Source organism: Vulcanisaeta sp., assembly GCF_049966235.1.
Classification (GTDB): domain Archaea; phylum Thermoproteota; class Thermoprotei; order Thermoproteales; family Thermocladiaceae; genus Vulcanisaeta; species Vulcanisaeta moutnovskia.
Window position 1 is genome coordinate 12,331 of record NZ_JBMFVA010000018.1, and the last position, 24,664, is coordinate 36,994.

The window sequence follows — 24,664 nt, forward strand, 5'->3', positions numbered from 1 at the left end:
TGTTTACTTACATATCATAATCAGTAATCTGAACAATCCTTCTCTTATTATCTTCCTTAATTAACTTAATCATGCTATACCTAACATTGGCTTCCCTAGCTGCATTCACAATGTCATTAACCAAGTCCTCTGACTGTGTCGTAATTATTACTTGGCTGATCAAGCCCTCACTAATGAATCTCGTTAATAATGATGCGAAGGCCCTCCTAATATTTTCATCAACATACGGTATTGGTTCATCCATTAGTAGAAAATCAATATTATGGTTAGTGGCCCTATAGACACTTAGTAGAAATGAAAGTGCTATTGTTAACCTCTGCCCATCACTTAACCTTGATATTGTAACCTTCCTACCGCCAGGCCTGAAGGCATAAAGTGTATACTCACTAACAACGCCAATAATGCCCTTATCCTTCACGGTAACCTCAATACCCGCGCCCTCAAGATCACCATACGGATATAGCATTTCAAATATTGAGCCAACATTATCTCTAACAATCTTAATCATCTCATCCCTAACCCTTGCTTGAACATCCCTAATACCTGCCCTAATTCTTGTTAACCTATTGTAGAAGTCCTCTAGAAAGTCAAGCCTTTTCCTTAGTGTTGATGGGTCCTCCTTATCAAATCCTATACTTGATAAAGCCAGTTCCAGTCTGCTTAATTCCGCCGAGTCATCACTTAACTTAGCCCTAACCTGGGCTAGTCTATCATCAATATACCTAATTTGATCCTCAATACTCGTTATTGCCCTCGTATCAACACCAAGATTACTAAGCTGTTGTCTAAGCTCCTCCTCCTGTCGTCTCAGGGAGTTAAGCTCCCTATATCTCTTTAAGTATGAAATTTCCTTATCGACTTCATCCACCTCAGCTCTAAACTCATCAACAAACCTAGTAAGCGTCTGAATTCTCCTATCGATATCCCTAATGGACTTCTCAATGGTCTCTAGTTTCGAAAGAACAGTCTCGAGTCTTGATCTAATATCGCGTGCGCGTTCAATAGTAGCCTCATAATCATTAACAATAGGTAATAAAGTCTCTATATTAGTTAGTACTCTCTCTAGTTCGTTCAGTTTATTTTTCATATCCTCAATCTCATCATTACGACTTCTGGACAATTCCTCAATCCTCTTCTTAATGGCCTCATAATCTTCCTCACTTAACGGTTTATTACAGACTGGGCACCTCTCCTCGTGATTACTTAATACGTATTGAAGGACATTTAACAATGACGACCTAAAGCCTTCCTCAGCACTAAGCTTCTCAAGCCTTCTCCTTAGCTCCTCAATATCCCTCCTAATCTTAATTGGCTCTCCATATTTGTTAACTAGCGCTTTGTATTCCCTAACCCTAGATTCCTCCTGCGAGATTCTGCTCTCTAATTCTCTTAGGGATGCCTTCAGGGATTCGGACTGAAGCTCTAGATCGTTACGAATATTGTTAAGGTATTCCTTGTCCTCGATAAGTTTATCCTTAAGCTTCGCGAGCCCCTCAAAGGCATTGTATACCTTCTCAATTGCTTCGGATAAATTATCATTAGTTATTACGAGCTTACTAACAACGTCAGCCTCCTTAATAAGTGCAAATTCCTCAAGTTTCTCAATTAATAAATCCCTAAGTCTCTCAAGTCTTAATTTAATGCTTATCTCATTAACCTCCTTAACACCGGCTTTCTCAAGCTCCTGCTCAAGGTTCTCTCTCCTGATTCTAGTGGCAATATAATTACTGTAGGTGTCCTCAATACCCCTAAAACCCTTTAGTAACTCTTCCCTCTTTCTCAATAGATCGTTGTAAGCATCACTAAGTTCCTTCTCCTCCTTCCTTAGTTTCTCAATCTCATTCCTAAGCTCACTAACTTTTCCTTGTGCTCTCTCAATAGAACCATACTTAACAATTATTTCTGGAAGTTCCTTAACACTAACCAGTCTCTGCCTAAGTTTATTAATTAAGTCCTCAATTTGCGACATTGGTAACGACCTATTTAAATTGTCCAGTATCTCAAGGCCAAATAATTTATCAATGAATAAGCTCCTCTTTGTAACGCTACCGTAAACCAATGCCTCAAGTGTCCTGTGGGTAACCAATACGAATCTCTCGAAATCATCATCATCCACACCAAGAGTCTCGATAATTTTAGAAGTAACTTCATCATCCTTATACCTAGTTCCATTAATGATTGCACTGGAACTTTCTCTCACATTTTCGCCCGATTTCTTAAGTTCCCTTATCACCTCAATACCATTATTAAGTACTAACTTAACAAGTAATGAATTGGCTTCCTCATTAATCAAATCAGCCAGTTTTGAAACTCTCTCCTTAACTTCCAACTGTGTACCATAGAGTACGTACTCAATGGATTGAACAATACTTGTTTTTCCAGAACCCACGGGACCATGAATAATATTAATACCGTCATTAAAGGAAATCCTATTCTCACCCATGAATCCCCTAAAATCCCTAATAATTAATTCATTGATTCTAATCCTCATTCTCATTCACCTCGACACCAACCTTACTCAACTCCTCATTAATTGCCTTAATGACACCCCTCCTACCACCCTCCTTATAAGCCATGTAAAGCTTAATAGCCAATTCAGCATCTTGACCAAGCCTATCCCTAAGGAACTTAATGATTAATTCATCAAGTTCACCCACTTCCACCACCTCTCTTCCTTAATACATCAACCCAGGGATTATTACTGAGGAAGTCAGGTAATTCATTACTAACCGATGAACTCCCCTGTGTACTAATTATTGAATTTCTCATGCTTTGTAATCCCAAATTCTCAAGCCTACTAACTCTCTCGATTAATTCATTCAATGTATGTTCAATTCTCATTACTCTATCCCTAAGTTCATTGATATCCTTAGTTAATGGTTGAATATTGATGCTTGACAATGCGTTTTTCACATCATTAATAACTCTCTCTAATTCATCTATTCTACCTTTAATGTCCTCATTAACTTCCTGTTGTAATTGTATCGGTATACTTGGTATTAACTCCTCCACGGCCTTTTCAGTATCAGTTGATGATAGGTCATATATGTAAACACCAACCCTATTGCTCCTAAATAACTTACCATTGATTAAATCCCTGGCGCTCTGTGGGAAGGCTATGTATGCCTTATTGTAATTAAATCTATTCCTCATAACATTACTGAGTTCATCAACTATGTAGGAGTCCGTGGGAAATTCCTCAATTGAGATCCTAAGGTAAACCGTGTTATTACCCTCCGTAAGGATTAATTCCCTATCACTTAATTTGTTCAGTATCTTAAATCCTCTCTGTAATAACCATTCCTCAAGTAGCTTCTTCGCAAGTTCAATGCTCATTATACCTACATAATTATTACTTAACAACTTACTTTTTAACCTAATTGAATCAATAAACTCATTTAAACGTGCTTATTGATGAAGGTAATACCAACCCTCCTTAGTCCTCTCATTCCACTTCACATTATTAGGCAATGCATAGCCATAAATTATTGCCCCCTTCCAAACACTAAACTGTGGATCCTTAACAATGCTAATGCTCAGCTTATTAGCTAGATCAGGTAATTTCTCAGAAACCATTAACCTGGTCTTATCCACACTATTAACAGCGATATCCTCCAAACCAGGTGGTACTGACCAATTAAACGCACCACCGCTGAGTATTATCGTACTCATTATCTTATCCTGTATCTCCACAGGAACCTTCCTGATACTCGTTATTAATGCTTCAGCAATATCCATCTCGCCATAAAACACCATATCTCCTACCGTGGTATCCTCAATAACAAGCCTACCCTGCTGCATATAACTCGTAAAGATATCATGTCTTGGATTAAAGACAACTTCACCTATTAGAAATCTCATCCATGCAGTATCCCTCAACTCGATCTCAATTAACGGATTTATCCTAACCTTAATAGCAAATCTATCAGGGTCATCCCTAGCCTTCTTAACAGCATCATCAAGGTTCTTAGGTATTAAGCCCACGGCTCTCTTCACCATCTCAACTACATACTCATCCTTTGCCAAATCACCATAGCCTGAGTCCTTAAGCACCTCCCTAGTGACTGCATTTGCCTCAGCGCCACCTCTATTGAGTGCGACGATGCCCTCCCTAATGGGACCGTAACTAATAGGTACAAGTTGTATATTGCCGTGACCAGCCTCAATTACTGTGCATGTCACGGCCTTCTCGGCAATCGCGACGGCAAATGGTTGGTCTATTATCGTAACAGCTTGAAGTAGCTTGCCGCCGAATTCCTCATCAATTTCCCTATGGATCTCTATCATTCTATCTCTCATATAGTCAGGGGCTAGTGCTGATAAGGCAACAACTAAGAAGAATCCCTTGAAGTCAGCTCTTCTAACGAAGTCTGAGTAAAATTGTGAGAATCCATATCTAGCGAGTTCCTTAATTATCTTCCAGGAGTCCTCATCCTCCTTCCTAATGATGCCATCCTTAAGCGGGTAGCGCAAGTTCCTAATGGCATCCCTAATCGAACTTAGGTACTTGGGTATATCATCACCAACAACAACACCTCTCTCAAGAACCTCCTTAGGAACCAGCAATTTAATGCTCTCGGGTAAATCCCTAAGGAATAACCCACGACTTTGGATCATGTATGGCTTGTCCCTGAGGGTTATTGGACCGTACTTGAAGTACCCAGTGCCAAAGTCCTCAGCATACACGTAGTTAAGCTTATACTTGCTCTCGTCAATCATGCCGAATCACCAGATCGCCTTAATCGTAATGAACTCATTATTAAACATTATTACGTACGTATCATCAAACGACTTAACCCTAGGCTTTAAGTAATCCCTTATTTTGTCAGGTAATGAACTAGCTGATTCATTTATGCAGTTTAATACTTGGTTTAAAACATCCTTGATATGCTCACCTGTTGTCTCTACGTAATACATTGCCTGATACTTGATTCCATTGTCTATTACTAAGGGCTTAAGATTAAGCCCGTTTAATATGCATGATATAAATTTACGGCTCTCCCTTACAATATCATCTTCATCCTTTACTTCGCCAACCTCACACTTTTGGCAACTCACATAAGTTTATTAGCAATAAGGTTTATAAGGAGATTGCGCCTCTTGTGACGAGATTATAAGGTGTATAGTTCTATGGAGAATGAATTAATTCTTGAGGTTAGGGATCTTGGAAACATAATCATAAAACTAGAACCAGCCATTTCGCCATTAACATATGCAAGGTTAGGGAAATCATTACCAGCAAGGGCAAATGCCATAAAGTATAGCCAGGTCATAATAATTCCACTGGACCTTGGTCTAGTTAGTGAGGGTAAGAGAACGAGTTTAAAGCCTTACGAAGTTGGTTATTGGGTTAAGAAAAGAAGTCTAGTAATTGCACTGAATAATATTGATTTAGGGGAGCAGGTTAATGTGCTTGGTTATGTGATTAATGGTGCTGAATTACTTAATAAATTAAATGGTGGATACTCCATAAGGCTTTTGATTAAGTGATCTAGGATTAAGTTTTTAAAGGGTTAGGGAGGTACCGAATACGGCGGAAGAAGTATGAGCACGCAACAACAAGAAACTACAATACTGGTTGGTAAAAAACCAACTACAAGCTACGTAATAGCCACAGTAATGAGCTTCAACGCAGGAGCCAAGAAGGTAATACTAAAGGCTAGAGGCGGTGCAATAGCCAGGGCAGTCTCAACGGCAGTAATGATAAGGGACAAGTTCCTACCAAACCAAGTAAGGATAAGCGACATAAAGCTACTAACTGATAGGGTAACTGGCCAGGGAGGCAAGGAGAGGTCAGTGGCTGCCATTGAGATAGTTCTAGAGAGGGCATAATAAGATACAATTAATAACTGACTTCAAAATATAATAATACAAAATCAATTAATTTATCTATACTTAGATATCTCCAGGAGATAACTTCTAATTTCCTCGAGAAGTGTAACGAGAACAAATAAGGCGCTCCTTCTATTAGTGGCTATTAATGGCATTACCTTAACTTCATAGGGAACCTTCAATATACTCTTAACAGTAAATATATCAACTGCTGTTGGCGCATCTTGCTTATTTGCGGCAATCACGTGAGGTGTTGATGGAAAGTTCTCCCTGAAGAAACTATACATACCCAGCGACTCCTTAACCTTCTCCTCGTTCGAACTATCAACTATAAATAAATAGCCATGCATACCCCTGGCAATTATCTTCCACATAAAGCTGAATCTTTCCTGTCCAGGAACACCGAATAAATGCACAACAAGGTCCTCCCTAACCTTCATCCTACCATAATCAAAGGCAACAGTGGTACTCTTTTTACCATCAATGGAGCTCTTCATTATAGGCACATCAGTTTCAATAGGTAATACCTCACTTAGTGTTTTAACGAAGGTCGTCTTACCAGCGCCGTAGGGTCCGGCTATTACGATCTTCACGGTCTTTATCGGCATTTCAATCACCCTATAATGCCACCTTACTTCTTATGAAGTTTATAACGTCTTCAATGTCCTTGGGAGTTATCTCAACGTTAATAACTTCAATTATTTCCTTCTCACTAATGTTAAGTAACTTGCTTAGTAGGTCGTATAGCTTATCAGTATACTTCTCAAGGATTATCCTGGTTAGTCCTATTGATGCATCGGTGCCACTAATTACCATTACATAACCCATCTCCTTAATATCCATTAATTGAATAATGCCATCGGCACCTTGCATTAATACATAGTTAATACTACTAATGGGTAATGTTGACACTAATCCTCTTAATGATGATATGAATCTTGGCGCTGCAAAAAACGTATTACTTGCACCAATAAATATTGTATTGGTGGCATAGGCTATTACCGTGCCCTCCTTATCCATTATATAAACAGCCCTTATCTGATCAGGACTTTCCGAAATGATCTCCTCAGCTGATGAACGAATCTCATTTATGATTCTTTGAATATCGCTATTCACAGTTCTTTCTATTTATTATAATTTTTAAATCTTTCGATTTTTCTTGCATGAACGAAAGCACATCATCCTCAATTCATTTAATACAATCAATTACGAAGCATAATAAGTTTTTTAAATGTATGATGCGAAGTACTACGGATGATAACAATAAGGGGTTATGTTGTTAGTAAGACGTTGGTTAATGACCCAACAGGCGGAAGAATGATAGCAATACAAATAGTTGAAGAGAGGGAAACGCCAGGTCCGGTAATTACTGGTGCTGATGAGAGTTCTCAAATGATGAGGGACGTGATGCCCCTCGTCCAGCAACTACTTAGGTCTATGCCCATGGTTGGTCCGTTAATGAGTGGTAAGGTCCCAATACCTAGACTTCTTATTTGGCTTAATGAGGACGAGGCAGAAGCACTAGGTCCTAAGTTGGATGTTGGTGATGCCGTGGAAATTAGGATAGATAACGGAAAACTAGAGTTAGTTAAGATATAATTCTCTTATAATTTTACATCAAACTTTCTACTTAAATCTAACAAATCCTTTAGTTTAATTCTTATATGTCTACCATTTGGCAATGTTCTAACAACAATAAATGGGATTAAGCCTCTACGGATTTCCTCAAGAGCAATGTCTACTGGGTCGTATGTGCCTATTTCCTGTGGATTAATGAGCGGTTGAGCGCCCATTGCCAATTGCTTTGCCCTAGCCGCCACTATCCTAGCAAGTTCATACTTAGTTATTCTAGGTGGGTATGTTAACTTACCCTTGGCTAAGTCATTAATTATATTTAAAACACTGATCAATGCATCCTCCTTAAGGATTGAATCTGATGTCTGATTTGATGACGACATTGGAGAATACGGAAATAAAATCGTTTAAAAATCTAACTTTATGAATAATTATTTTTACTAATCAGATGATTTCGACTCGCCTTCCTCACCGCCCTCAGTCTTTGATTTGCTGGGACCGCCCGTCCTTGTTTGAGCTGCGGCAACTATATCATCTATCCTGAGTATCATTATTGCAGCCTCAGCCGCGCTCCTTATTACATGAGACTTAACTAGTAATGGATCAACAACATTGATCTTGGCCATATTCTCGATCTTACCACTTAATACATCAACACCTGCATCAAATTCACCAGCATCATGCCTCCTCCTTAACTCAGCAATAGCATCGACAGGGTCTAAACCGGCTGTTAACGCTAGTATTGTTGGTATATGCTCAAGGGCCTCAGCAAACTTAAGCACAGCCAACTGCTCCTTACCAGGTAACTTCCTACCCCACTCCCTAAGTCTCTTGGCGATCTCCATCTCAAAGGCTCCACCACCAGGTACAATCTTAGGCTCCCTGTAAAGATCCCTAATTACATGTAATGCATCCTGCATTGATCTCTCGGCCTCATCAAGAATCCTATCAGCAGCACCCCTCAGAAGTATTGTTACTGCTCTTGGATTTGGACACTGCTCAACAAACACCATCTTCTCCTCACCAACCTTCCTCTCCTCAACAAGTCCAGCCGTACCCAAGTCCTCAGGTCTTATGTCCTTAATGCTTGTGACTATCTTAGCCCCGGTGGCCTTGGCGAGCTTCTCAATGTCACTCCTCTTAACTCTCCTAATGGCCATAATACCTCTCTTTGCTAAATAGTGTTGAGCTATTTCGTCAATACCCTTTTGCGTAATGACGACATTAGCACCAATCTCGGCAAGCTTATCAACATAAGACTTCAGAATGTTGGATTCCTCCTCGAGGAATCCCTTTATCTGTTGTGGTGATGAGACGGAGATCTTCGTGGTCCACTCAGGCTTCTCGATCTCAAGTGGTGCATCTAGAACAGCGATCTTGGCATTAACAACCCTCTTTGGCATTCCTGGATGAACAACCTCCTTATCAAGCACAATACCCTGTATTAACTGGGTCTCAAAGAGTGACTGACCTTTTTTCTTCTCAAGCTTAATCCAGTCCAGATCAAGGTTGTACTTATCACTAACCTTCTCAACAGCTATGGCTGATGCCTCAACGGCAATCTTCGCAAGGTAGTCCTTAGCCTCAGAAACAATCTTGCTACTCAGTGAATTCATTGCGACTAGGGCCAATTGATTCTTGTCTTCAACATTTATTGGCTGGGCGATTTCGTTGGCAATCTGTATTGCGTAGTCCATGGCCTTTTTATAACCATCAATGATTATTGTTGGGTGAATATTCTCATCAAGTAATTCTTCCGCGAGCTCTAGTAATCTACCGGCTAGTACTACGGCAGTTGTTGTTCCATCACCAACCTCTGCATCCTGAGCCTTAGCAACCTCTATTAATAACTTCGCAGCTGGGTGTTGAACCTCCATCTCCTTTAAAATGGCAGCTCCATCACCAGTTATTGTTACGTCGCCAAAGGCGTCAATGAGCATTTTATCCATTCCCCTAGGTCCTAGGCTTGTTGATAGTATTTCGGAAATTACCTTAGCAGCCATTATGTTGCTCCTCCTGGCGTCTGCGCCTGTTGTTCTTTGTGAACCCTCCTTAAGAACCATCACTGGTACTCCTCCCTTTTGCTGTGTACCGCTACTCATCGGCGAGTCCGTAAAGCACTTCTATAAAAACCTTTCTTCAATTAAGGCGAGTAAAAAATAAGTATTACAACAATACCATTGGGCTCAATGGGCATTGAGTATGTATTAACCCTATTAATGATTGCATCATTATTTGTAATACCGTGGGCAGTCGTTAGTTCATACTCGATGGAACCAACACTTGAAGTTGGTGACCTAGTCATAATAACACCACCGAGTCTATCATGTAATCTCCTTCTAGGTCATGTTGCCATATATTATTCGCCAGTATTTAATGACTATATTGTACATAGGGTGATAGCCATCAACAATGCCCAGGGATGTACGTATACCTTTAAGGGTGATGCGAATTTAGGGCCTGATCCTTATTCAGTGCCCTATAATAATATTGTTGGTGTTGTCGTATTCGTAATACCCCAATTAGGCCTGTTAAGCCTTTCATATAGAACATTTACCGCGGCTTTATACATGCTGGGCATCATAATCCTAGTAATAATCCCAGCGTACCTACTTGATAAATGATTTTGCCTTATGAGGAAAAATGTATTAAGTCTCATGAATCGGGTTTTTTAATGGGCGAGGGCGTTCAAGATATTACCACTAAGTTGAGTGGTCGTGAGCAGATAAGGGGTAGGGATGGTAGGGTATTTGTGCTTAGGGAATTTGAAATAACTGACTTAAATACGGTAGTTACGATAAATAGGAGGGTACTACCTGAGAATTACCCTGAATTCTTCTTTGTTGAGCATTACAGGAGCTTTCCCAAGGCTTTCATCGTTGCTGAGCTTGATGGCGAGGTAGTGGGTTATATGATGAATAGGGTTGAGTTTGGCTGGAGCTATATATGGAGGGGCAAGCCAACAAGGAAGGGTCATGTAATATCTATTGGCGTATTACCCGAAGCCAGAAGGGTGGGTATTGCATATAACATGATGATTAGGGGCATGAGAGCTATGAAGCATTTCTACGGCGCTGAGGAGGTCTATCTTGAAGTTAGGGTCTCCAATACGCCAGCCATTAACCTTTATAAGAAATTGAACTATAAAATAGTCGACCTAATAAAGGGTTATTATCACGATGGTGAGGATGCGTACATAATGGCAAGACCGCTTGATAATATATAGGGTAATGAGGGTAAAAATTAGGCCTATTCTCCGAACTTCTCGAGAGTGCCTAGATAATTCGCTATAATATTCATAACGTCGATACCCCTAATCCTGGTCCAAAAGCCTTTGATACAGTCTCTCTCACTAAATCTGGTCACATCGTCTCTCATAACATCCGGGCCCCACGCCATAAATGGGACAGGATCACCCGTATGTTCCTTAACCACTATTGGTGTTGCATGGTCACAGGTTATGAATATGTAAGTATCGCTGGGTGCCTCCTCGAGAAACCTCCTTAATCCAGTATCAACCCTCTCTATAATCATGGCTTTACCCTCAGCATCACCATCATGTGACATGGAGTCGGTTGGCTTAACATGTAGAAATACAAAGTCATGATCCTTTAAGGCTCTTGCAGCAGCTTGGAATGCGGCTGTGAAATCATCATCCTTAGAGCCTATGTAATTATCGACATGTATCGGTTCCATACCCAGTGCTACACCAATACCCCTAATCAACGCAACACCAGCAATAATGGCAGGCTTAATCCTATACCTCGAGCTTAATGGCTCAAAGTTCTTCAGGGAACCCGCACCCCTGAGGAGGACCATGTTTATTGGGCCCTTACCATCCCTCCTCCTCTTCTCATTAAACTCAGCACTACTTAACTTTTCATAAACAAGCCTGGTGAATTCATTGATATAGTCAGCAGTGATCTTAGCATCACTACTTAATGCCTTAGCCTCAGAGACCTTGGCGCCAATAACGTGCGGATCAGTGTCACTAACATGCGGTGAAACGCCACCTTTTAGAACTAGAACACCCCTATGCTCCACGGTTTGTTTATAGACCGCGTTAATGCCATATTTACTCTTTAACGCTGGTAATACTTCATTATTAATTACGTTCTCTATCTCCTTAACCTCACTGGGATCTATATACCTACCACCCCTCCTATCAACAACGATTAAGTCGTTATTAACCGTAGCCACGTTCGCCCTAAACGCAACATCACTTGGACTAAGCATTAACCCAGCGCCTAATGCTTCAAATGGACCCCTGCCGGGATAGTACTTATACGGATCATAGCCAAAAATAGCCAGATGAGCCGTATCACTGCCGGGTCTAATCCCTGGCGATATAACGTCCATGAGACCGCAGGAACCCTCAGCGGTTAATCTATCAATCGTAGGTTTAACAGCAAATTCCAATGGGGTCTTTCCACCAAGTTCCTTAACCGGGCGATCAGCACAACCATCCAAAATTACCAGTAATGCCCTTGGCATACGTAATACTGCATTAAGAGCATTAAAAGCATTTACCTTAAGTGAAAATTCAGTCTCGATTTAACGTCTCACCAATCCACCTCAGGTAATCATCAAGACCACCAATTATTGGCAATGCAATAATCTCGGGAACCTTATACGGATGCCTCTCCCTAATGTATCTCACTAAGTCATTAAGCCTATCTCTCCTCGACTTAATAATGAGCAATGTCTCATTGTTCTCCTCAACCCTCCCCTCCCAATAATAAATACTCCTTAGTCCATCAATGACATTTACGCATGCAGCTAACTTATTATTGATGAGCGACCTAGCAATTTCAACGCCAACATCCCTGTTAGGCACCGTAACAAGGACGACAATATAACTATCCTCATCCATGACCTCTCCTGTGATTTATAAGGGCAGTTTTACTAAAGCATTATCCCTGCTATGGACTAGATTAATAATTAATGAGCTTCATAATAATACTTAAATGTGAAGTAATTAACGTAATCCTTGATGGAGTACATAAACCTTGGAAAATCTGGAATAAAAATATCGAGGATAGGTCTCGGTGCGTGGCAATTTGGTGGCGATGCATGGGGGCCCTACGAATACGGCATTGCCAAGGAGGTAATTGCCAAGGCAGTTGAGCTTGGTATAAACTTCATAGATACTGCGGCCGTCTATGGGCGTGGACGTAGTGAGGAATTCGTGGGCAGGGCAATTAGGGAATTGGGGATTAGGGATCACGTTGTTATTGCCACCAAGATACCGGGTGATTGGCATAGGTATGACGATGTGCTCAAGGCAGCAAGACGAAGTAGGGAGAGACTTAGTGTTGACGTTATTGACCTCCTTCAGCTCCATTGGCCTGCCTGCTGGCATAATGTCCCGATTTGCGAGACTATGAAGGCGATGGAGAGGTTGGTCGAGGATGGTGTAATTAGGTATATTGGCGTTAGTAACTATCCGCTTCAGTTACTTGAGGCTGCCCGCTCATGTCTTAAAAAGAACGATATAGTTAGCTCCCAGAACAGGTATAACCTAATCGAGAGAGATGCCGAGAAGGAACTTCTGCCCTACCTACAACGTGAAGGTATTACATTCATTGCATGGAGTCCACTGGCAAAGGGTGCAGTCACGGGTAAGTACAGCCCGGAGAATAGGCCTAGAGGTGACCTGAGGGAGAATGAACCTGTGTTTTACCTGGATAATCTTAGGGAAATAAGCACGAAATTAATACCAGTGGTTAGGGAGTTATCGATAAAGTACGGTAAAACACCCGCCCAAATAGCGCTTAATTGGCTTGTAATGCATGGTAACGTAGTGCCAATACCAGGGGCTAAGAATGCCGCACAGGTTGTTGAGAATGCTGGTGCTGTTGATTGGAGGTTGAGTGAGGAGGACTTCAGGAGGCTCAATGAGGCAAGTAGTTCCTTAACAATAACGTATGTCACCTGGTAATTATCTACGCATTACAGTTACTAGCTTTATTAAGGCCTACATGGGTAATATCACGTATGCAACTTCCTCGTGGAATTTATGGTATAACGGATACTAGTTATACTGTAAAGAGTCATGTAGATGCTGCTAGGGCATTCCTCGAAGGCGGAGTCAGAATTATTCAATATAGGCGTAAGGAGGGGAGTATTAGGATACTGCTTGAGGAGGCTAGGGCTATTAGGAGACTTTGTAATGAGTACGGCGCAGTGTTCATAGTTGATGATAGGATTGACATAGCAATACTCAGTGATGCTGATGGAGTTCATGTGGGGCTTGATGATGCGCCTGTGGATGAGATTAGGAGAAGGTTTAGTGGCCTAGTAATCGGTGCTAGTGCCAGTACTGTTGATGAGGCCATACAGGGCGAGAATGCTGGTGCTAACTACATAGGCGCAGGTTCGGTATTTCCAAGCCCAACTAGGCCGGATTACAGGGTTACTGGGCTTGTTGGCTTAAGGAATATCGTGCAATCAGTCAGTATTCCCGTATATGCAATAGGCGGTATAACACTCGAGAGTATACCTGCTATTAAGGCAACGGGTGCCTGGGGAGCAGCAGTTATTTCGGGAATACTTGCTGCTAAGGACCCGGTTAAAATGGCTAGAGCATTTGTTGAGGCCTGGGAGAATGCCTAGTTCTTTCTATTATTGTAATTTATGCATTGTATACAGAGGACTATATTCATAATGCATGGAGGTAATGTTTATTAATACTTGATATTTAGCAAATAAAACGTGGCAACTACTACACCTGAAATGAGTAGGAAGGAGATCGCTAGATACTATGCTAATGCCATAGTTAAGCTCGTGATATACATAATCGTATACGTTGTTGTGGCTGCAATAGTTCACTGGATAATAGTATCCTTACTACCAATGTTCCACGTAAATATTAAGCCATATGAAGGTTATGTGAATGTACTACTCGCTTTGGCCTTTGGCTACTTAATCGTGTCCGCCTTCGCCGATGTTATTTACTGGTCTATGAGGTTTAGGTATGATCACCCAACTGCTAGGGCCATGAGGAATGTATTCCTGCTAATAGGTATTGGTGCGTTGGTTGCGGCGATTGCTGGAGCCATTGGTGGAGGAGTTGCTGGTGTGGCTGTTGGTGGCTTCCTCGGTATTGTGATAGGCTTTGCTGTTCAGCAAGTCCTTGGGCAGGCCGTGGCTGGCCTATTCCTGTTATTGGCTAGGCCGTTTAGAATACATGATCATGTAAATTTACTTGGTGAAGATGGTATTGTTGATGACGTTGCGATTTTATTCACTGAGGTTATTAAGAGTGACGGTACTAAAGTCCTGATACCGAATAACTCAATAATCGGTAACAAGATATACCTACTGCCTAAGCAGCAGCCTCAACAGCAACAACAGCAGAAATGATTCGTTGGGTTAAAATATAATACAATATTAAATTTATTAATTGGTATATTTCCTTATTCCTCGTGCCTTTACAGAGCCATGTTCAGATTGGTATTGTTGGTAAACCTAATGTTGGTAAGTCCACTTTCTTTGCTGCGGCAACGATGATCGACGTTAAGATTGCGCCATACCCATTCACTACCATCGAGCCTAATGTGGGTATTGGGTATGTTAGGATACCCTGCGTGTGCAGGGACTTGGGTGTTAAGGATAATCCCAGGAATTCAATATGCATTGATGGTAATAGGTTCATACCAGTGGAATTAATAGACGTTGCTGGCCTAGTCCCTGGAGCTTGGCAGGGTAGGGGCTTAGGTAATCAATTCCTTGACCATTTGAGGAGAGCTCCTGTGCTTATTCATGTGGTTGACATGGCAGGCGCAACGGATGAAGAGGGTAGGTTAGTTAAGCCAGGTACTCACGATCCACTGGATGATATCGAGTTCCTTAGTAATGAGGTTACCATGTGGATGGTCCAGATGCTCAGTAAGGATTGGGATAAGTTGGTTAGGCTTGTGGATTACGCAAAGAAGCCATTGTTGGAGGTCTTATACGATAGATTTAGTGGACTAGGTATAACACAGCCTCAAATAGGTGATGCGCTTACTAAGTTGGGTCTCGATACGAAGCCTCTCAGTAAGTGGAGTGATGATGATGTTAAGGGCTTCGTGACAATGCTTAGGGAGTTGAGTAAACCCATGGTCATAGCGGCGAATAAGATGGATATTCCTGAGGCTGAGGATAATTATAAGAGGGTTGTTAAGGATGTAGGTAATAAATATAGGGTAATTCCAGTAAGTGCTGATTATGAGCTGGCTCTGAGGAGGGCTGCAAAGGCGAATTTAATTAAGTACATACCTGGTGATGACGATTTTGAAGTTATGGTGAGCAACTTAACAAAGGCTCAAAGGGATGCCCTAGAGAGGATTAGGGATTTCATGCATAGGTGGGGTGGTACTGGTGTTATAAAGGCGTTAAATACCGCCGTGTTCGACGTACTCGGCATGATCGCGGTTTATCCAGTGGCTGATGAGAGAAAGTTCACAGATACTGAGGGCAATGTGCTACCTGACGTATTATTACTACCCAGGGATGCTACTGTACTGGATTTAGCTAAGGCGATCCATAGTGAGATTGCTGAGAAGGCCGTCACGGGTGTTGATGCAATTACTGGTAAGAGACTTGGCGTTAATTCGAAACTTTGGCATAGGGCTGTCGTGAGAGTTTACATATCGAAGTAACGTAGTCTTTACATCCTCCTTAACCTGGGTATTCCAAGTATGTCCATGGCATTACCAAGTACTGTTCTCATGGCATTCACAAGGTTTATCCTAAACTCCCTAATGCCTGTCTCTGCATTTAGCACGGGGTACTTCTCATAATAGCTATTAAATACTAAGGATAATTTATTCACATACTCAATTATGTTCTCAAGCCTCAGTTCCTGGGCAGCCCTGGCAATGACCTCAGGATATTCACCAAGCAATAGTATCAATTCCCTCTCCTCACCAGTGATATTATTGGGTATTTGCGTAAGTTTAGGAATTTCGCCAGCCTTCTCAAGGATCCCATTTGTCCTAACATAGGTATACTGAACGAATGGTCCACTATTCTGCTTTAGGTTTAGTACCTTATCCCATGAGAATGTTAATGGTTTATTTGGACTTACGGAAAGGAATGAGTACCTAATTGCACCAGTAGCTACGGCCTCAGCTACCCTATTGGCCTCATCAGGTGAGAACCTGTTCTTCACAATTTCCATTATCCTATCCTTAGCCTCATTAAGTAGCTCATCAAGTGAAATATAGACTCCCTTTCTACCACTCATCTTCATTCCTGCTAAATTAACCATTTCATAGGAGTAGTGGATCAGTTTCTTAGCTAAATCGTGGTATCCCATAGCATGTAGCGCCAACTTAAGTTGAGCCTGTGGATGGGCCTGTTCAGAGCCGATGACCCTTATTAACCTATCGAACTTAAAATTATCCCAGAACCATAGAGCGTATGCTATGTCCCTCGTTAGGTATAGACTTGTTCCATCGCTCCTAAGTAATGTAGCCTTTGGTATGTACTTGGGAAGTTTAAGTTCATTCCATAGCCCTAGATCCTGGGCATACTTATCGGCTCTGAATACCACGGCGCCATCATCTCTCTCAACATATTGAGGGACCTTTCTAAGCAATTCATTGATTACCCTAGATGTACCGCCATTATCCACAGCAACCTCGCTTTCAAAATCCCATGAATCAAAGCTAATGCCTAATCTGTCCAGTGTAATTCTGAATCCCTTGAGTACTATATCCACGGCTTCCCTAATGACCTTTCTAACAAATTCATCACCCTCCTCATAAGCCCTAGACCATTGCTTAACCATTAATGGAAGGTCCTCGAACTTACCCAACCCCTTGAGTAAGGTCTCGGTAAGCTCCTTATCCCTCTCCATGAAGTTATTAATTACGGAAATCCACTCATCCCTTTCACTAATCAGCTTATTCGCATCCTCATACTTACCCTCATTCTTAAATTGCTCAATCTGCTTACTCAATCTCTTAATCTCGCTTACTGCGTAGGTTACTGAGTAGATAATGCCCATGACATCATCAGGCTTCCAACCATTATTAACTCTATTAAGCACAAGGTCTTTAGCCACGTAATAACCAATGCCAACATACGGCATTTGATCTCCACAATCATTAACATAGAAATGAACCCTAACAGAGGCGCCGCAAAAACGAAGAAGCCTTGCCAGTGAATCACCAAGTACGGCATTCCTACCATGACCAATATGCATGGGTTTAGCGGGATTAGCGCTAGTATGCTCTATAATGTAGCTACTGCTTGGGCATTTCTCACTTATGCCATATTTATCACTGAGACTATTGATTGTTGATAATACTATATTCGCATAATCCCTTATATTAATATCAATATTTAAATAACCATTAATCAATACAGCCTTATTAATTAGCCTAAGCTTAGGAATTATCTTACTATTTATTATCTCTTCGAGATTACCATATTCCCTTACTACATTATGCATTGGAATTGTTAAGTAACCATATTGAGATGGTGCCCTCATAACCTCATTTACGTACTTAGCCAAGTCAGTGTTAATCTCTGTACCTAAAAATTCAAGTAGTCTCTGAACATCCTTAATTACCTCATTATATGGATTACTCATTGTAGTGCATGTTAGATCTATAGTTAAATATTTTAGTGTTCTGACCTCCTCTCATCCCCGGAAGGGGCGAGACTTGCCTCTCGACTTGTCAGTTGATTGATGTAAGGCTTATATAGGCTTATGATTTACGTAATACCGTGAGTACTGGAGGCAGGAGGAAGAAGACAGAGGAGCGTTTTAAAAGAATTCTTGAGCATGAGTACATGCCCAAGGCTGAAATCGTGCCTAAGGAGGAGGTTAAGGAGATACTCAAGCAATTGAATGCTAAGGTTTTTCAGTTACCATGGATTAGGGCAAGCGATCCACTGGCCAGGGCTATAGGTGCTAAGCCTGGTAATGTCATTAGGATAATTAGGAAGTCAGATACGGCTGGTGAATTTGTCACGTATAGATTCGTAGTTCCAGGTTAATATACAAAGCAATTTAAAGGCCCTTTTGCAAGAGAGATTAAGAAACCATGGTTCTTCAAACTATGGGAAAATATAGCGGAAAGAGTTTAAATATTGATTTAAGCATGGGGTGATTAATAATGTCCATAGATAATCCTAATATTGGGCATGATAACATGCTGGATTCCGTACCAATACCAATACTGAGATCTAAAAGGGCTTATGCAGTTTTTCCATCATCTGATGATAGGTGGGCATTAGTTGATGCATTCATTAGGGAGGGAGGACTAGTTAGGCATCAGATTGACTCATTTAATGATTTTGTTGAGAAGAAACTGCAAGAGGTAGTTAATGAAAATAGTTTAATTGAGACAGAGGTTAAGGGCCTTTACATAAAGCTTGAGAGGATTGAGGTTGGTAAGCCAAGGGTTAGGGAGGCTGACGCCAGTGAGCACATTCTCTACCCGATGGAGGCTAGACTCAGGAACCTAACCTACGCGGCGCCACTTTACTTAACAATGGTACTTTATGTTAATGATGAGGAGGTTGATAGACAGAAGGTGTATATAGGTGATTTACCAATAATGATCAAATCAAAGTTCTGTAACCTATATGGACTTAAGCGGCAGGAATTAATCAGTAAGCTTGAGGACCCGGACGACCCAGGTGGCTACTTCATTATCAATGGTAGTGAGAGGGTTATTGTTTCTCAGGAGGATCTGGCGCCTAATAAGCCGTTTTTCGACAAGGGTGATAAGGCCAGCATTACCAATGTGGCCAAGGTAATATCGATTGGCGCTGGCTATAAGACTACCGTGACTGTGGAAAGACATAGGGATGGCATTATATACGTCACATTCCCAGCAATAGCCACGAGAATTCCATTCCCAATAATAATGAGAGCATTAGGTTTGGAAACCGATGAGGATATTGTATTAGCCGTTAGTGATGACCCTGACATTCAGAATGAGTTATTACCATCACTTCAATTCTCAGTGCAAATAGCCAGTACTATCGATGATGCCCTTGACTTCATAGGTAGTAAGGTAGCCATTGGGCAACCCAGGGAGGTTAGGATTGAGAGAGCAAAGCAAGTGCTTGATAGATATTTCCTGCCTCACCTTGGTACTACCGAGGAGGCTAGGGTAAAGAAGGCCTTGTTGGTTGGTCAGATGGTTAAGGGGGTCATTGAGATGTATCTTGGGCGTAGGCAGCCGGATGATAAGGATCACATTGCCAACAAGAGGGTTAGGTTAGTTGGTGATTTACTAGCTCAATTGTTTAGGGCGGTGTTTAAGCAAGTGCTCCAGGACATTAGGCAACAATTGGAGAGGCATTATTCAAGGGGTAAAATACCGAGCCTAGTCACGTTGGTTAGGGCTGATATAATAACGGAGAGGATAAGGCATGCATTGGCCACGGGTAACTGGATAGGGGGTAGGACCGGGGTCTCGCAGATGCTTGACAGGACTAATGTTCTTTCAACCTTAAGTCATTTAAGGAGGATCGTATCCAACCTAAGCAGGACACAACCCCATTTTGAAGCAAGGGATCTGCACCCAACCCAGTGGGGTAGGCTTTGTGCAATTGAGACTCCAGAGGGTCAAAACTGTGGTTTAGTAAAGAACCTAGCATTACTCTCTACAATAACTGTTGGTGTTAATGAGAACGAGGTCGAGAAAATGCTTTATGACTTAGGCGTTGTGCCAATACTAAAGGCCAGGAAGGAGGGTGTTAAGGGTACAGAGGTTTACCTAAATGGTAGGTTAATAGGTATTCACACAGAACCAGAAAAATTAGTAGGTACGGTAAGGGAAATGAGAAGAAGAGGCCAGATAAGCCATGAAATCAATATTGCGAGAATACAAAATGAATACTTAGATGAGTTGAGGGTTAATTGTGATGGCGGTAGACTTAGGAGACCATTGCTAATTATTGAAGATGGAAAGCCAAGATTAAAGCCTGAACATATTGAGAGAATAAGGAAGGGTGAGTGGTCTTGGAGTGATTTAATTAGCAATGGAATAATAGAGTACTTGGATGGCGATGAGGAGGAGAATGCCCTTGTTGCCATTAATCCTGAGGAGGACATGAGCAAGTACACGCATATGGAGATCATTCCATCAGTTATGATAGGCGCTGTGGCATCAGTAATACCATATGCGGAGCATAATCAATCACCAAGGAATATATATGAAGCAGCAATGGCAAAGCAAAGTCTAGGATTTCCGGCTGCCAATTATAGATTCAGGATGGATAGTAGAGGGCATTTGCTCATATATCCTGAGAGACCGTTAGTAATAACTAGGGGAATGGAACTCAATGGATACCTGGGAAGACCCGCTGGGCAAAACGCTGTGGTTGCACTATTAACGTATACCGGGTATAACATGGAAGACGCTGTGATTCTTAACAGATCGTCGATAGAGCGAGGAATGTACAGAAGCGTATTCTTTAGGACATACGAGACAGAACAAATGAGATATCCAGGTGGTGAGGAGGATAGGATAGAAATACCATCAGCTGAGGTCAGGGGTTACAAGGGACCTGAGGCTTACGCACACTTGGATGAGGATGGTATAGTATCGCCTGAAGTGTTCGTATCGGGCGGTGAAGTATTGATAGGTAAGACATCACCACCCAGGTTCTATGGTGTCTATACGGAAGCCGTTGTGTCCAGCGCCAGGAGGGATTCATCAATAACAGTTAGGCGTGGTGAGAAGGGTATTGTTGATAGTGTTGTGATTACGGAGACCAATGAAGGTTATAAGCTTGTTAAGGTTAAGGTTAGGGAGTTAAGGATTCCAGAGCTTGGTGATAAATTCGCCAGTAGGCATGGGCAGAAGGGTGTGATGGGCATGATGATACCGATGCAGGACATGCCATTCACGGAGGATGGAATAACACCCGATGTAATAGTTAATCCGCATGCATTGCCGAGTAGAATGACAGTTGGTCAATTACTGGAGTCAATGGCAGGTAAGGTGGCTGCACTTAGGGGATTAACTATTGACGCAACTCCCTTTGAGGGCGTTACTGAGGAGGAGCTTAGGGACTTACTAACCAGGTCTGGCTTTAGGTGGGATGGTAAGGAGGTAATGTACAGTGGGTTAACAGGTAGGAAGCTTGAGGCCGATATATTCATTGGTGTTGTTTATTATCAGAAGCTTCATCACATGGTTGCTGATAAGATACATGCCAGGGCTAGGGGTCCTGTGCAAATACTGACTAGGCAGCCAACTGAGGGTAGGTCTAGGGAGGGTGGCCTTAGGCTTGGTGAGATGGAGAGAGATGTATTAATAGCACATGGTGCCGCTGCATTACTTAAGGAGAGACTTGTTGAGTCTAGTGACAAGTATGTTATGTATGTTTGTGAGGACTGCGGCATGATTGCTTGGTACGATGCTAATAAAGGCAAGCCTGTATGTCCAATACATGGTGATAAGGGCAGGATTGTGAGGATTGTTGTGCCCTATGCATTTAAGTTATTGCTTCATGAGTTAATGAGTCTCGGTATTTACCCAAGGATTGAAGCAGGTGATCTAATTGAGGAGAGAAGGGCTTGATAAGGTTTATTTAATGGCTGGTCAGGTGGGTGATGGATAATGGCGACACAGACCGAGAAGGTTTCTGTAAGGGAAGAGGAAATACCGCTCAAGACGATAAAGGCCATTAAGTTCTCAATACTTTCACCAGATATTATAAGGTCTTTATCAGTTATGGAGATAACCACATCGGAAACCTATGATGAAGCAGGTCGGCCAATGGTTGGCGGATTAATGGATAGAAGGCTCGGTGTAGTAGAGCCAGGCGCTAGATGTGAAACTTGTGGTAATCCGCCCGATAAATGCCCTGGTCATTTTGGTAGGATTGAATTAGCGAGACCAGTAATTCATGTTGAATATGCAAAATACGTTCATGATTTACTCCGGACAACATGTAGGGAATGTGGTAGGATATTATTGACGGATGAAGAGATTGAGAAGTATAGCAAGAGACTAGAGAGGTTGAGGGCCAGGTGGAAGTTACTTTCTGATAGACTTATTGAGAGAATTAGGAAGAAGGCCATGGAGAGGACCGTATGTCCACACTGCGGCGCTAAGCAATACAAGGTTAGGTTTGAGAGGCCGTATACGTTCTATGAGGAGAAGGAGAATGGTGTCTTGGAGAAACTTGATCCCATGAAGATTAGGGAGAGACTTGAGAAGATTCCAGATAGTGACCTAGTGTTGCTGGGTTGGGATCCGAAGTTTGCAAGGCCTGAATGGGCCATTTTAACCGTATTACCAGTGCCTCCACCACAGGTTAGGCCGTCAATACAATTAGAGACTGGTCAGAGGAGTGAGGATGATCTCACGCATAAGCTTGTTGATATTGTTAGGGTTAATGAGAAGCTGAGGACAGCAATTGAATCTGGTGCGCCAAGTAGTGTCGTTGATCAATTATGGGACCTACTGCAATATCATGTGGCTACTTATTTCAATAACGAATTACCAAATCTACCACCAGTTAAGCATAGAAGTGGAAGACCGCTTAAGACCCTGGCCCAGAGACTTAAGGGTAAGGAGGGTAGGTTCAGGGGAAGCCTATCTGGTAAGAGGGTTGACTTCTCATCAAGAACCGTGATTAGCCCAGACCCAAACCTAAGCATTAATGAGGTTGGTGTGCCAATCGATATTGCTAAGACATTAACCGTGCCCATGATGGTGACTGAATGGAATCTTGAGCTGGTCAGGCAACTGGTACTTAATGGACCTGAGGTTTGGCCGGGTGCTAATTACGTGATTTATCCAGACGGTAGAAGGGTTGACCTTAGATACTTCAGAGACAGGCGTGAATTAGCCAATAAGTTAGCCCCTGGATTCGTCGTTGAGAGACATTTAATGAATGGCGATATAGTGCTATTCAATAGACAGCCGAGTCTCCATAGGATGTCAATGATGGGTCACATTGTTAGGGTATTACCAGGCAGGACCTTTAGGCTTCACTTAGCTGTTTGTCCGCCATATAACGCGGACTTTGATGGAGATGAGATGAATCTGCACGTACCTCAGAATGAGGAGGCTAGGGCCGAGGCTAGAACACTAATGCTTGTTCAGAACCACATAATAACGCCTAGGTACGGTGGGCCAATAATAGGTGCAAGGCAGGACTATATAACGGGCGGTTACCTACTGACTAGAAAGGATAATCTCATAAATAAGGAATTACTTACATACTTATTAGCTGCGGCTAATTATGATGGTGAAATTGATGAACCAGCGATAATGCATCCGAAGGAGCTTTGGACAGGTAAGCAAGTAATCTCAATGCTCCTACCTAAGGATTTGAATTGGGTTCAGCCGACGGCGATCAAGGAGAGTTGTAAGGAGCCATACAATTGCTATACTGATGAGTATATAATCATTGTTAATGGTTATATGGCCACTGGAGTCCTTGATAAGAAGTCAATTGGCGCTGAGCAAGTTGATTCGCTCTGGCACGTTGTAGTTAAGAGGTATGGTAATGACTATGCGAGGAGGTGGGTTGATTCAATACTAAGGGCATTACTCAGATTCCTAGATCTAAGAGGGTTCTCAATGGGTATTGATTCACTAGAAATGCCGAGAGAGAGTTATATGGAGCTTGAGAAATTGTATGAGGAAAGTGAAAGGAAGGTTCTTGATTATATACAGAAGTATAAGGAGGGTAGGCTTGAGGCCGAACCGGGTCTAACAATTGATGAGACTCTGGAGAATGATATTACTATAGAGTTAAGTCGTGTAAGGGAGGCAGCTGCTCGTGTTGCCGAGAGGTACATCAATAAGGATGGTGAGGCTTACATAATGGCAAAGACGGGCGCTAGGGGTAGCATTGTTAATATAACCCAAATGGTTGCAATGCTTGGGCAACAAACAATAAGGGGCGAACGTTTCAAGAGAGGGTTCGCTGGCAGGACGACTGCTCACTTTGAACCTGGCGATCTTGGTCCCATAGCCAAGGGCTTCGTTAGAAATAACTTTAAGACCGGGTTAACACCACTTGAGTTCTTCTTCCATGCAGCTGGTGGTAGGGATGGCCTAGTAGATACTGCCGTTAGGACAGCACAGAGTGGTTATATGCAAAGGAGGCTCATTAATGCGTTGCAGGATATCTACGTTACATATGATGGCACCGTTAGGAACGCCTCAGGCTCCATAATACAGACTAAGTATGCTGAGGATAGTATTGATGTTAGTAAGAGTGATCATGGTAGGCTTAACCTTGATGAAATATTTAGAAGGGCTGGTTTAAGTAGGTGATG

General features: G+C 42.0%; 24 protein-coding genes. 12 read left to right on the plus strand and 12 right to left on the minus strand.

Annotation, left to right across the window (positions count from 1 at the left end):
- Nucleotides 1-7: 7 nt before the first annotated feature.
- The 5 genes from ACP5L5_RS09280 to ACP5L5_RS09300 all read right to left on the minus strand — a co-directional run bounded on the left by ACP5L5_RS09280 (nt 8) and on the right by ACP5L5_RS09300 (nt 5,058).
- Nucleotides 8-2,491, minus strand: coding sequence for an AAA family ATPase (locus ACP5L5_RS09280; protein ID WP_428763289.1), 2,484 nt, complete (start codon nt 2,489-2,491; stop codon nt 8-10).
- The gene (locus ACP5L5_RS09285; RefSeq protein ID WP_273301802.1) at nt 2,481-2,663 is read right to left on the minus strand and encodes a hypothetical protein; all 183 of its coding nucleotides are present in this window, start codon (nt 2,661-2,663) and stop codon (nt 2,481-2,483) included. Before ACP5L5_RS09285 ends, ACP5L5_RS09280 begins: the two co-directional genes overlap by 11 nt.
- Entirely contained in the window at nt 2,650-3,336 is a 687-nt protein-coding gene (locus ACP5L5_RS09290) for a hypothetical protein (protein ID WP_428763291.1), read from the minus strand. Before ACP5L5_RS09290 ends, ACP5L5_RS09285 begins: the two co-directional genes overlap by 14 nt.
- Before the next feature lie 72 nt (nt 3,337-3,408).
- Nucleotides 3,409-4,719, minus strand: a complete 1,311-nt coding sequence (locus tag ACP5L5_RS09295; protein ID WP_428763293.1) for a heat-shock protein Hsp70 — start codon at nt 4,717-4,719, stop codon at nt 3,409-3,411.
- A gap of 6 nt (nt 4,720-4,725) precedes the next feature.
- Nucleotides 4,726-5,058, minus strand: coding sequence for a hypothetical protein (locus ACP5L5_RS09300; RefSeq protein ID WP_273301798.1), 333 nt, complete (start codon nt 5,056-5,058; stop codon nt 4,726-4,728).
- Nucleotides 5,059-5,130: 72 nt separating this feature from the next.
- On the opposite strand from ACP5L5_RS09300, the gene ACP5L5_RS09305 reads away from it, so the two are divergent.
- Both ACP5L5_RS09305 and albA read left to right on the plus strand, forming a co-directional pair.
- Nucleotides 5,131-5,490: a hypothetical protein gene (locus tag ACP5L5_RS09305; protein ID WP_013605399.1), complete on the plus strand. Its 360-nt coding sequence runs from the start codon at nt 5,131-5,133 to the stop codon at nt 5,488-5,490.
- 54 nt (nt 5,491-5,544) lie between these two features.
- Nucleotides 5,545-5,832, plus strand: a complete 288-nt coding sequence (albA, locus tag ACP5L5_RS09310) for a DNA-binding protein Alba (RefSeq protein ID WP_428763295.1) — start codon at nt 5,545-5,547, stop codon at nt 5,830-5,832.
- 53 nt (nt 5,833-5,885) lie between these two features.
- On the opposite strand, the gene ACP5L5_RS09315 is transcribed toward albA, so the two are convergent.
- Entirely contained in the window at nt 5,886-6,440 is a 555-nt protein-coding gene (locus tag ACP5L5_RS09315) for a GTP-binding protein (protein WP_428763296.1), read from the minus strand.
- A 10-nt stretch (nt 6,441-6,450) separates the two neighbouring features.
- Nucleotides 6,451-6,948, minus strand: coding sequence for a hypothetical protein (locus ACP5L5_RS09320; protein ID WP_428763298.1), 498 nt, complete (start codon nt 6,946-6,948; stop codon nt 6,451-6,453).
- 138 nt (nt 6,949-7,086) lie between these two features.
- Between ACP5L5_RS09320 and ACP5L5_RS09325 the strand changes: the two genes are divergently transcribed.
- A complete protein-coding gene (locus ACP5L5_RS09325; protein ID WP_428763299.1) occupies nt 7,087-7,431 on the plus strand; it encodes an arcadin 1 in 345 nt (114 codons plus the stop codon).
- Between the two features lie 5 nt (nt 7,432-7,436).
- On the opposite strand, the gene ACP5L5_RS09330 is transcribed toward ACP5L5_RS09325, so the two are convergent.
- Nucleotides 7,437-7,790 (minus strand): DNA-directed RNA polymerase subunit K, encoded by a 354-nt coding sequence (locus tag ACP5L5_RS09330; protein ID WP_013605404.1) that lies wholly within the window; start codon nt 7,788-7,790, stop codon nt 7,437-7,439.
- A gap of 57 nt (nt 7,791-7,847) precedes the next feature.
- Complete coding sequence (gene thsA / locus ACP5L5_RS09335) at nt 7,848-9,509, minus strand: thermosome subunit alpha (RefSeq protein WP_428763301.1); 1,662 nt, start codon at nt 9,507-9,509, stop codon at nt 7,848-7,850.
- A gap of 87 nt (nt 9,510-9,596) precedes the next feature.
- Here thsA and ACP5L5_RS09340 point away from each other — a divergent pair, with 87 nt between their 5' ends.
- Complete coding sequence (locus ACP5L5_RS09340; protein WP_013605406.1) at nt 9,597-10,031, plus strand: signal peptidase I; 435 nt, start codon at nt 9,597-9,599, stop codon at nt 10,029-10,031.
- Between the two features lie 50 nt (nt 10,032-10,081).
- Nucleotides 10,082-10,633, plus strand: a complete 552-nt coding sequence (locus tag ACP5L5_RS09345) for a GNAT family N-acetyltransferase (protein ID WP_013605407.1) — start codon at nt 10,082-10,084, stop codon at nt 10,631-10,633.
- A 23-nt stretch (nt 10,634-10,656) separates the two neighbouring features.
- Here ACP5L5_RS09345 and ACP5L5_RS09350 read toward each other — a convergent pair whose 3' ends face one another.
- Nucleotides 10,657-11,901: a 2,3-bisphosphoglycerate-independent phosphoglycerate mutase gene (locus tag ACP5L5_RS09350; protein WP_428763303.1), complete on the minus strand. Its 1,245-nt coding sequence runs from the start codon at nt 11,899-11,901 to the stop codon at nt 10,657-10,659.
- 49 nt (nt 11,902-11,950) lie between these two features.
- Complete coding sequence (cutA, locus tag ACP5L5_RS09355) at nt 11,951-12,280, minus strand: divalent-cation tolerance protein CutA (RefSeq protein WP_013605409.1); 330 nt, start codon at nt 12,278-12,280, stop codon at nt 11,951-11,953.
- A 120-nt stretch (nt 12,281-12,400) separates the two neighbouring features.
- Between cutA and ACP5L5_RS09360 the strand changes: the two genes are divergently transcribed.
- The 4 genes from ACP5L5_RS09360 to ACP5L5_RS09375 all read left to right on the plus strand — a co-directional run bounded on the left by ACP5L5_RS09360 (nt 12,401) and on the right by ACP5L5_RS09375 (nt 16,052).
- Nucleotides 12,401-13,348, plus strand: coding sequence for an aldo/keto reductase (locus tag ACP5L5_RS09360; protein WP_273301789.1), 948 nt, complete (start codon nt 12,401-12,403; stop codon nt 13,346-13,348).
- A 56-nt stretch (nt 13,349-13,404) separates the two neighbouring features.
- Nucleotides 13,405-14,022, plus strand: coding sequence for a thiamine phosphate synthase (gene thiE / locus ACP5L5_RS09365; RefSeq protein WP_428763305.1), 618 nt, complete (start codon nt 13,405-13,407; stop codon nt 14,020-14,022).
- Between the two features lie 120 nt (nt 14,023-14,142).
- On the plus strand, nt 14,143-14,772 hold the full coding sequence (locus ACP5L5_RS09370; protein WP_428763326.1) for a mechanosensitive ion channel domain-containing protein: 630 nt from the start codon (nt 14,143-14,145) through the stop codon (nt 14,770-14,772).
- Between the two features lie 62 nt (nt 14,773-14,834).
- Nucleotides 14,835-16,052, plus strand: a complete 1,218-nt coding sequence (locus ACP5L5_RS09375) for a redox-regulated ATPase YchF (RefSeq protein WP_428763307.1) — start codon at nt 14,835-14,837, stop codon at nt 16,050-16,052.
- A gap of 8 nt (nt 16,053-16,060) precedes the next feature.
- Here ACP5L5_RS09375 and ACP5L5_RS09380 read toward each other — a convergent pair whose 3' ends face one another.
- The gene (locus ACP5L5_RS09380) at nt 16,061-17,992 is read right to left on the minus strand and encodes an arginine--tRNA ligase (protein ID WP_428763308.1); all 1,932 of its coding nucleotides are present in this window, start codon (nt 17,990-17,992) and stop codon (nt 16,061-16,063) included.
- A 137-nt stretch (nt 17,993-18,129) separates the two neighbouring features.
- Between ACP5L5_RS09380 and ACP5L5_RS09385 the strand changes: the two genes are divergently transcribed.
- The 3 genes from ACP5L5_RS09385 to rpoA1 all read left to right on the plus strand — a co-directional run bounded on the left by ACP5L5_RS09385 (nt 18,130) and on the right by rpoA1 (nt 24,662).
- A complete protein-coding gene (locus ACP5L5_RS09385; RefSeq protein WP_428763310.1) occupies nt 18,130-18,402 on the plus strand; it encodes a DNA-directed RNA polymerase subunit H in 273 nt (90 codons plus the stop codon).
- A gap of 155 nt (nt 18,403-18,557) precedes the next feature.
- Nucleotides 18,558-21,947: a DNA-directed RNA polymerase subunit B gene (locus ACP5L5_RS09390; protein ID WP_428763327.1), complete on the plus strand. Its 3,390-nt coding sequence runs from the start codon at nt 18,558-18,560 to the stop codon at nt 21,945-21,947.
- A 39-nt stretch (nt 21,948-21,986) separates the two neighbouring features.
- Nucleotides 21,987-24,662, plus strand: a complete 2,676-nt coding sequence (gene rpoA1 / locus ACP5L5_RS09395; RefSeq protein WP_428763312.1) for a DNA-directed RNA polymerase subunit A' — start codon at nt 21,987-21,989, stop codon at nt 24,660-24,662.
- The last annotated feature ends 2 nt before the right edge of the window (nt 24,663-24,664 follow it).